The sequence below is a fragment of the Streptomyces sp. WAC06614 genome (genome assembly GCF_003949795.1).
In the GTDB taxonomy this organism is placed as follows: domain Bacteria; phylum Actinomycetota; class Actinomycetes; order Streptomycetales; family Streptomycetaceae; genus Streptomyces.
The window spans coordinates 1-6,563 of the sequence record NZ_RPRY01000366.1; the positions used below are offsets into that span (position 1 = coordinate 1).

Sequence of the window (6,563 nt, forward strand, 5' to 3'; positions counted from 1 at the left end):
GCCGGGTGGTTGGCTGCTTCCATGGCCCTGGAGACGGACGCATCCCCGTACGGACCCGCCGTCCGGCCCGGTCCCCTCGCCGACCAGTCCCTGCTCCACTGCCGCCCGTACCGCCAGATCGCGGCGGGCGGCGGGTCCGTACGGGGATGCGTCCGTCTCCAGGGCCATGGAAGCAGCCAACCACCCGGCGGGTCCGCGCGCAGCTGTTGACTGAATCTATTCAGAGGGACACCATGTGAATGGATCGCTCAACATTCTCAGGAGGCGCAGCCATGTCAGGACCCCGACCCGTACGTGCTCCGCGCGGCACCGAGCTGAGCACCCTGGGATGGCAGCAGGAGGCCGCCCTCCGGATGCTCCAGAACAACCTGGACCCCGAGGTCGCCGAGCACCCCGACAAGCTGGTCGTCTACGGCGGCACCGGCAAGGCCGCGCGCGACTGGCGCTCGTTCGACGCCATGGTCCGCACGCTGCGCACCCTGAAGCAGGACGAGACCATGCTGGTCCAGTCCGGCCGCCCGGTCGGCGTGATGCAGACCCACGAGTGGGCCCCGCGCGTGCTGATCGCCAACTCCAACCTGGTCGGCGACTGGGCCAACTGGGAGGAGTTCCGCCGTCTGGAGGCCCTCGGCCTGACCATGTACGGCCAGATGACGGCCGGCTCCTGGATCTACATCGGCACCCAGGGCATCCTCCAGGGCACCTACGAGACCTTCGCCGCGGTCGCCGCGAAGAAGTTCGGCGGGACCCTGGCCGGCACCATCACCCTGACCGCCGGCCTCGGCGGCATGGGCGGCGCCCAGCCGCTGGCCGTCACCATGAACGACGGCGTCGCGATCTGCATCGACGTCGACCCGCGCGCCATCGAGCGGCGCATCGAGCACCGCTACCTGGACGTGAAGGCCGACAGCCTCGACCACGCCCTCCAGCTCGCCACCGAGGCCCGCGACCAGCGCCGCCCGCTGTCCATCGGTGTCCTCGGCAACGCCGCCGAGCTGGTCCCGCAGCTCCTGGCGATGGGCGCGCCCATCGACATCGTCACCGACCAGACCTCGGCCCACGACCCGCTGGCGTACTTGCCCGTCGGGATCGCCTTCGAGGACATGGCCGACGCCGCCGCCAAGGACCCGGCCGGCTTCACCACCCGCGCCCGCGAGTCCATGGCCAAGCACGTCGAGGCCATGGTCGGCTTCATGGACGCCGGCGCCGAGGTCTTCGACTACGGCAACTCCATCCGCGGCGAGGCCCAGCTCGCCGGCTACGACCGCGCCTTCGCCTTCCCCGGCTTCGTCCCCGCCTACATCCGCCCGCTGTTCTGCGAGGGCAAGGGCCCGTTCCGCTGGGCGGCCCTGTCCGGCGACCCGGCCGACATCGCCAAGACCGACAAGGCGATCCTGGAGCTGTTCCCGGAGAACGAGTCCCTGGCCCGCTGGATCAAGATGGCCGGCGAGCGCGTGCACTTCCAGGGCCTGCCCGCCCGGATCTGCTGGCTCGGCTACGGCGAGCGCGACAAGGCCGGCGAGCGCTTCAACGACATGGTCGCCTCCGGCGAGCTGGCCGCCCCGCTCGCGATCGGCCGCGACCACCTCGACTGCGGCTCGGTGGCCTCCCCGTACCGCGAGACCGAGGCCATGCTCGACGGCTCCGACGCCATCGCGGACTGGCCGCTGCTGAACGCCATGGTGAACGTGGCCTCCGGCGCCTCCTGGGTCTCCCTCCACCACGGCGGCGGCGTCGGCATGGGCCGCTCGATCCACGCCGGCCAGGTGACCGTGGCCGACGGCACCAAGCTGGGCGGCGAGAAGATCCGCCGCGTCCTGACCAACGACCCCGGCATGGGCGTCATCCGGCACGTCGACGCCGGCTACGACATCGCCGAGTCGGTCGCCGACGAGCGCGGCGTCCGCGTCCCGATGCGCGAGGGTGACTCCGCGTGACCCACGGCGACCCCGTCCCGGCCGCCGCTCCCGGCGGCCGGGCCCCCGGCGCGACCAGTTTCGCCGGCATGTGGGCCGAGCTGCGGCCCATCGGCCGCGACGCCGGCAGCGGCGGCTACCGCCGCTACGCGTGGACCGCGGCCGACCAGGACTGCCGGGCCTGGTTCCGGGCGCAGGCCGAGGCGCGCGGGCTGACGTACGAGCTCGACCGCAACGGCAACCAGTGGGCCTGGCTCGGTGACCCCGCGGCCGGGGACGCCGTCGTCACCGGCTCGCACCTGGACTCCGTGCCCGACGGCGGCGCCTTCGACGGCCCGCTGGGCGTGGTGTCCTCCTTCGCGGCCCTGGACGAACTGCGCGCCCGCGGCGTGCAGCTCACCCGGCCGCTGGCGATCACCAACTTCGGGGACGAGGAAGGCGCCCGGTTCGGCCTGGCCTGCGTCGGCTCCCGGCTGACGGCCGGACTGCTGACCAAGGAGCAGGCGTTCGCCCTGCGCGACGCCGACGGCGTCAGCCTGCCCCGCGCCATGGAAGCGGCCGGCCTCGACCCGGACACCCTCGGGGCCGACCCCGAGCGCCTGGCCCGGATCGGCGCCTTCGTCGAGCTCCACGTCGAGCAGGGCCGCGCCCTGGACCTGTCCGGGGACCGGGTCGGCATCGCCTCCGCCATCTGGCCGCACGGGCGCTGGCGGTACGACTTCCACGGCGAGGCCAACCACGCCGGCACCACCCGGCTGGTCGACCGCCGCGACCCGATGCTGGCCTACGCCGAGACGGTCCTGGCCGCCCGGCGCGAGGCGGAGCTGGCCGGAGCCGTCGCCACCTTCGGCAAGGTCGCGGTCGAGCCGAACGGGGTCAACGCCATCCCCTCCCTGGTCCGCGGCTGGCTGGACGCCCGGGCCGCCGACGAGGCCTCGCTCGACCAGGTCGTCGACGGTGTCCGCAAGGCCGCCGGCGAGTACGCCGACCGGCACGGCATCGACCTGGCCGTCACCCGGGAGTCCTTCACCCCCGTGGTCGAGTTCGCGCACGCGCTGCGCGACGAACTCGCCCGGATCCTGGGCGGCGACACCCCCGTCCCCGTCCTGGGCACCGGCGCGGGACACGACGCCGGAATCCTGTCCGGGGCCGTGCCGACCGCGATGCTGTTCGTGCGCAACCCCACCGGCGTCTCGCACTCCCCGGCGGAATCCGCCGAGGAGGACGACTGCGTCGCCGGTGTCCTCGCCCTCGCCGACGTACTGGAAGGCCTCGCGTGCCGCTGACCGCGCAGCAGAAGACGTACTGGCTGGAGCACGCCTGGCTCGACACCCACGTCGAGCCGGGCGTGGCCCTCGACGTGTCGGCGGACGGCCGGATCGCCGCCGTCCGCACCGGGGTGGACACCCCGCCCCCGGGGGCCGAGGTCCTGCGCGGCCTGACGCTCCCGGGCCTGGCCAACGCCCACAGCCACGCCTTCCACCGCGCCCTGCGGGGGACCGTGCAGGTGGGCTCCGGCACGTTCTGGACCTGGCGCGAGACCATGTACAAGGTCGCCCAGCACCTCACCCCGGACACGTACTTCGCGCTGGCCCGGGCGGTCTACGCCGAGATGGCGCTGGCCGGGATCACCAACGTGGGCGAGTTCCACTACGTCCACCACGCCCCCGGCGGCGCCCCGTACGCCGACCCCAACGCGATGGGCGAGGCGCTGATCGAGGCCGCCGCGGAGGCGGGCATCCGGATCACGCTGCTGGACACCTGCTACCTGTCGGCGGGCTTCGGTCAGGCGCCCGACCCCCACCAGCTCCGGTTCTCCGACGGCACCGCCGAGGCCTGGGCGGAGCGGGCCGCCGCGCTCAAGCCGCGCGAGCACGCCTTGATCGGGGCGGCCGTGCATTCCGTACGGGCCGTACCGGCCGGGCAGCTCGGCACGGTGGCCCGCTGGGCCGAGGAGCGGCGGGCGCCGCTGCACGTGCACCTGTCCGAGCAGACCGCCGAGAACGACGCCTGCCGGGAGGCGCACGGCTGCACGCCCACGCAGCTCCTGGCCGAGCACGGCGTCCTCGGCCCGCGCACCACGGGCGTGCACAACACGCACCTCACGGACGAGGACATCGCCCTGATCGGCGGGACCACGACCGGCACGTGCATGTGCCCGACGACGGAACGCGACCTGGCCGACGGCATCGGCCCGGCGGTCCGGCTGCAGCGGGCGGGCAGCCCGCTGTCACTGGGCAGCGACAGCCACGCCGTGATCGACCTCCTGGAGGAGGCGCGGGCGATGGAGCTGAACGAGCGGCTGGCCAGCCGGACCCGCGGCCACTGGACCGCGGCCGCGCTGCTCAGGGCCGCCACGGCCGACGGCCACGCGGCCCTGGGCCTGCCGGAGGCGGGCCTCCTGGAGGCCGGGGCCCTGGCGGACTTCACCACCGTCGCACTGGACTCGGTGCGGACGGCGGGGCCGGTGGCGCGGCTCGGGGCCGAGACGGCGGTGTTCGCGGCGAGCGCGGCGGACGTCCGCCACACGGTGGTGGCGGGCCGCCACATCGTCCGCGACGGCCACCACGTCCTGGTCGGGGACGTGCCGTCCGCCCTGGCCCGGGCCGTCGCAGCCGTCCGCGGCTGACCGCCGCCCCCGTGGGCCCCGCCCCGGATCACGAGAGGAACCCATGAGCACCACAGCCATCACCCACATCGGCAGCCTCGTCACCAATGACCCCGCGCTGGGCGAAGGCCCCCTCGGCCTGGTCCGGGACGCGGCCGTCGTGTTCGGCGACGACGGGACGATCGCCTGGGTCGGGCCCGCCGCCCAGGCGCCGGCGGCGGACGCCGGGTTCGACGCCCAGGGCCGGGCCGTGATCCCCGGGTTCGTCGACTCGCACTCCCACCTCGTCTTCGCCGGCGACCGCACCGCCGAGTTCAACGCCCGGATGTCCGGCCACAGCTACTCCGCCGGAGGCATCCGCACCACCGTCGCCGCCACCCGAGCCGCCACGGACGCCGAGCTGGAGGCCAACCTCGTACGGCACCTGGACGAGGCCCGCCGCCAGGGCACCACCACCTTCGAGACCAAGTCCGGCTACGGCCTCACCGTCGCCGACGAGGCCCGCGCCCTGCGCATCGCCGCCGCGCACACCGAGGAGGTCACCTACCTCGGCGCCCACATCGTCGCGCCCGACTTCGCCGACGACCCGGCCGGCTACGTCGCCCTCGTCACGGGCGAGATGCTCGACGCCTGCGCGCCCCACGCCCGCTGGATCGACGTCTTCTGCGAGAAGGGCGCCTTCGACGGCGACCAGGCGCGGGCGATCCTCACCGCCGGCCGGGCCAAGGGCCTGATCCCGCGGATCCACGCCAACCAGCTCAGCTTCGGCCCCGGCGTCCAGCTCGGCGTCGAGCTCGGTGCGGCCTCGGCCGACCACTGCACCCACCTCACCGACGCCGACGTCGACGCCCTCGGCCAGTCCGAGACCGTCGCCACGCTGCTGCCCGGCGCCGAGTTCTCCACCCGCGCCCAGTGGCCCGACGCCCGCCGGCTGCTCGACGCCGGGGCGACCGTGGCCCTGTCCACGGACTGCAACCCGGGCTCCTCCTACACCAGCTCGATGCCGTTCTGCATCGCGCTCGCCGTCCGTGACATGCGGATGACCCCCGACGAGGCCCTGTGGTCCGCCACCGCCGGCGGCGCCCGCGCGCTGCGCCGTACCGACATCGGCACCGTCACCCCCGGCGCCCGCGCCGACCTGGTCCTGCTCGACGCGCCCAGCCACGTGCACCTCGCGTACCGGCCGGGCGTCCCGCTCGTGTCGGCCGTGTGGCAGAAGGGGGAGCGGGTCGTCTGACCGTCCGACCGCCGGCCGTCCGAGCGTCTGGCCGGGCACGCCCCGCCGTTACTGACGAGGCGTCAATTCGGGGGATCCCTTTGTCTTCCCTCCGCAAGGACCCCGGCGTACCTTGAGCCACCCATCTGATGTGCCGTCAGCGTCATCAGGCCCGTGTGGTCCGAGGGGAAGACGAACGTGTCCGACCGCAAACGCTCCGCCGCTGCGCTCCTCACCGCCCCCGCCCTCGCGGCGGCGGTCCTGCTGGCCGCCGCCCCCGGCGCGCACGCCGACGTCGTCGACGTCGCGTACGACTGCAGGACGCCGATCGGCGACAAGTCCGCGGTCTCGCCGATCGACATCAAGGCGGTCAAGGAGGGCGACGGCTTCAAGCTGACGATGTCGTTCCAGAAGGGCGTGTCGTCCAGCCCCATCGAGCTGGGCAAGGGCGCTATGAACCCCAGCGGGGTGATCGTGGTGAACGGCGCCGAGAAGGCGGAGGTGGCGGTGTCGGGCCCGCCGAACGCCGAGGCGGTGCCGGCCGACACCCCCATCAAGATCTCCGACCTGTCGGGCACCTACACGCCGAGGAAGAGCGGAAAGGTCACCTTCACCGCCGGGGTGCTCACCATCAAGGCGATGACGACCGAGACGGTCTGCACGCCCGGCAACGCCCCCAAGCCGTCGCTGGAACTGGACGTGACGGCCGTAGGCGGGGGCGGAGGCGGGCAGGAGGCGGGCGGGGCCGGCGACGCCGGCACCCTGCCGCAGACCGGACCCGTCGATTCGGCCCTGGCCCTGGGCACCCTCGGCGGTACCGTCC

Annotated in this window: 5 protein-coding genes; all 5 read left to right on the top strand. The window is 74.0% G+C overall.

Annotation, left to right across the window (positions count from 1 at the left end; all coding sequences use genetic code 11):
- Positions 1 to 272: 272 nt before the first annotated feature.
- Entirely contained in the window at positions 273 to 1,937 is a 1,665-nt protein-coding gene (gene hutU / locus EF918_RS30770; RefSeq protein ID WP_125652210.1) for a urocanate hydratase, read from the top strand.
- Between the two features lie 68 nt (positions 1,938 to 2,005).
- Positions 2,006 to 3,202, top strand: a complete 1,197-nt coding sequence (locus EF918_RS30775; RefSeq protein ID WP_125652214.1) for an allantoate amidohydrolase — start codon at positions 2,006 to 2,008, stop codon at positions 3,200 to 3,202.
- Positions 3,199 to 4,545 carry a formimidoylglutamate deiminase gene (locus tag EF918_RS30780; protein ID WP_125652213.1) on the top strand — a complete coding sequence of 449 codons (1,347 nt, stop codon included), beginning with the start codon at positions 3,199 to 3,201 and terminating at the stop codon, positions 4,543 to 4,545. Before EF918_RS30775 ends, EF918_RS30780 begins: the two co-directional genes overlap by 4 nt.
- 43 nt (positions 4,546 to 4,588) lie before the next feature.
- Entirely contained in the window at positions 4,589 to 5,761 is a 1,173-nt protein-coding gene (gene hutI, locus EF918_RS30785; protein ID WP_125652211.1) for an imidazolonepropionase, read from the top strand.
- A 177-nt stretch (positions 5,762 to 5,938) separates the two neighbouring features.
- A partial coding sequence (locus EF918_RS30790) for a peptidase (protein WP_125652212.1) occupies positions 5,939 to 6,563 on the top strand: 625 nt, incomplete at its 3' end.